Origin of the sequence: Frankia sp. AgKG'84/4, assembly GCF_023242965.2 — a bacterium.
Classification (GTDB): Bacteria; Actinomycetota; Actinomycetes; order Frankiales; family Frankiaceae; genus Frankia.
In genome coordinates, this window is record NZ_JALKFU020001162.1 from 1 (window position 1) to 2,794 (window position 2,794).

3 protein-coding genes are annotated in these 2,794 nt (G+C 70.6%); 1 reads left to right on the plus strand and 2 read right to left on the minus strand.

Features of this window, described 5'->3' with window-relative positions; translation table 11 throughout:
- Window positions 1-100: 100 nt before the first annotated feature.
- Window positions 101-1,282 (minus strand): DUF4407 domain-containing protein, encoded by a 1,182-nt coding sequence (locus MXD58_RS28175; protein WP_248838820.1) that lies wholly within the window; start codon window positions 1,280-1,282, stop codon window positions 101-103.
- Window positions 1,283-1,607: 325 nt separating this feature from the next.
- Between MXD58_RS28175 and MXD58_RS28180 the strand changes: the two genes are divergently transcribed.
- A complete protein-coding gene (locus MXD58_RS28180; RefSeq protein ID WP_248838821.1) occupies window positions 1,608-2,051 on the plus strand; it encodes an SRPBCC family protein in 444 nt (147 codons plus the stop codon).
- A gap of 45 nt (window positions 2,052-2,096) precedes the next feature.
- Here the strand turns inward: MXD58_RS28180 and MXD58_RS28185 are convergent.
- The coding region (locus MXD58_RS28185; RefSeq protein WP_250611199.1) for a lysozyme family protein at window positions 2,097-2,794 on the minus strand (698 nt) is incomplete at its 5' end.

Below are 2,794 nucleotides of genomic sequence, written 5' to 3' on the forward strand. Positions count from 1 at the left end.
CTGCCTTGTCGAGATGTTCTCGGCCCTCATCCATCGCCGTTCAGAAATTTCTTCAGATCACGGTCGCCTGCACCCTGCGCTGAGCGTCCTGACGTTCCCGTCAGCCCGGGGGTGTCGCCCGCTCGTCCGCGGGGCGCGCCGGGCCGGGGACCTGGTAACGGGTGTGCAGGTCACGGATCCGGCTGTCTCGGTCGATCCGGATCTCCTCACGACCGACGTCGGCGTCCGCGAGGTCCGCTACCGTCCGAACCGACGCGGTGATCTCCTCCCGTCGGCGGACGGACTGCCCGTAGCGCTCGGCGCCATGGTCGGCCAGCGTCCGCGCGAGTCCCACCCGGTGCCGTGTCGTCTGACCGATCTGCTGGGCGTCGACCTCCTCGGCGCCGCGTGCCCGCCACTGGCCGAGCCGCTCCCGGCGACCCAGCTCCGTCTGCTCCAGTGTCCGGCGGAAGGTCAACGGCCCGAGGTCGATGCCGAGCAGCAGCAACGTCAGCACCAGCCGCCAGAGCAGCACCGACGGGTCCGCGGTCGTCAGCCGCCAGAACGCCTTCTCCCTGATCAGCAGGTCGTCCGCGGCGTCGACGACACCGGCCTGCTGATCGCGGAACCGGGTCCGGCGGGTGTCACGGGACTGCTCGAAACCGTCCAGGCGGGTCCGGGCGGCGTCCCGTTCGCGGGTCGCCGCGGTGACGGCCGCGGTCGCCGCGCCCAGCTCGGCCAGTTTGATCCGGTACACCGGGCCTTCCCCGGGCAGGCAGGCGCCGCCGCCGGTGAGCTGGCAGTTCACCTCCGCGGTCTTGCCGGTCACCAGGTTGTGGGCGGTGTCGAGGGCGTGCTGACGGGCGGTCAGGTCGGCGGCGAGCACCTGCTGCTCGTCCCGCTGGTTGGCGTCCCATCCGCGTAGAGCGCGGCCGAGATCCTCCTGCCGCAGCTGGGTCACCCGCGGCTCGATCGACGGCGCGAAGATCCGCAGCAGGAGGGACTCCCCGACCAGCAGCGCTGCGCAGATCGCGACGAAGACGCGCACCGCGGTCGACAGACCGCAACGGCCCGGGCGGACGGTGCCGTCCCGCCGATACCGGTAGGTGCGCGACGTCAGCAGCACGGACCGGTCGAGAAAGAAGATCACAGCCGCGTAGAACAGACCGAACGGGATGGCCGCCCACGTCGAGCGGTGCAGGCCCATTCCCGCGACGGTCGCTCCCGCATACGTGGCGAGCCCGGCGGTCAGCAGCATCAGAGCACCGGCGGTGACGAAACGTGGCCGGTCCTGCGGCCCCACCGCGCGGCGGTCCGCCCCGACGCAGAAGACGAGCAGGTCGCCGAATGATCGTGAAGGCCCCGGTCGCGCGCGAGAAATCGGCGTACCCCCGTTCCAGCCCGGATGAGCCCAGCGGCTCTTCCGCCACCGCCATGGCTCCACGCAATGTAACGCTGGGTAATTGCTCTGCGCATCTCCGGCGGGCGCGGTGCGCCGTCCGGCGCCGGCATGCCAGTCTGACCACGGTCGGTAAGGCGAGCACGGTCGGTACGGCGAGCACGGTCGGTACGGCGAGCACGGTCGGTACGGCGAGCACGGTCGGTACGGCGAGGCAGGGAGACGGCGGATGGGCCAGATCAAGGTCGTGGTGCGCAAGGATGTGGCCGGCGCGCCGGAGCAGGTACTCGCGCGTCTCGGCGACTATCAGGGCGCGCGGTCGGTGTCCTGGCCGGACAACGTCTGCGAGTACCGCGTTCTCGCCGGCGGCACCGGCGCGGGCAGCCGCATCGCCTACCGGCTGCAGGCCACCAAGCGGCGGGTTCGCCAGATCGAGGCCACGGTGTCCGCACCGGAGCCCGACACCCTCGTGGAGGCGGACGAGAACTCGTCGCTGCGGACGAGCTGGCAGGTCACCGCGGGTGCCGGACCGGCGCTCAGCACGGTGACCGCCACCACCACCTGGGCCGGGGCCGGCGGAATCGGCGGCTTCTTCGAGCGCACCTTCGCGCCGATCGGGATCCGCCGGCTCAATACCACCGTGATCGACCGGATCGCCACCGTCCAGGAGTGAACTCCCGGCGACTGAACCGGGATTCACCCGGGTCTGAACCAGCATTCACCAGACGCGGGCCAGCACGTTGCTGACATAGCCGCGCATCCGGTCAAGCTTGGGTTTGTCCGCCGGATTCACGTCGGACAGTTGGCCCTGCGCCCACTGGGCGGCCCAGGTCGGCACATTGTGCGCGGCGATGACATAGAACCAGTTGCGGCCCCACCGGTCCGAATCGAACCTCTCCCGCATCATGCGCGCGGTCGAGTCGAGCGCCCAGAAGGGGTCGAGAGCGCGGGCGGTTGTCACGTCGGGAAGTGTCGTGTTCCACTGACACAGGCCGAAATCCGAGTTCGTATAGTAACCCACGGCGCCGGGATCCCAGTTGCTCTCGATGGTGGTGATACCGCGCAACAGTCCGCGGGGGACCGTGTACTTCAGCGCATACCGGTCCGCGATCGGCATGAACAGCGCGTACGCGGTCTCCTTGTTCACGAATCCGGCCGGGTTGTGCTCGCCCGCCGGCAGATACATGTCCCGGTTGATCGTCGGCTGGAGTGCCGTCTGGAACGCGACGAGGGCCGCGCGGGTCTGGGCGGTGAAGGCACCGCCCGTCGGCACGGGGGTGCCGGGGCCGCCGTGCCAGTTCAGCGCCCGACTGATCGCGATGACCGCCGACCGCACGGCGAGGATGTCACCGTCCGCGCTGCCGGCGGGCGGGTGCTCGCCCGCGCCGACGCCGTAGCAACGCCCCGGCCCTGCGG

Bases quoted from the DNA above. Each gene is read 5' to 3' on its own strand.
- MXD58_RS28180 (WP_248838821.1), top strand. From the start codon at position 1,608: ATGGGCCAGATCAAGGTCGTGGTGCGCAAGGATGTGGCCGGCGCGCCG.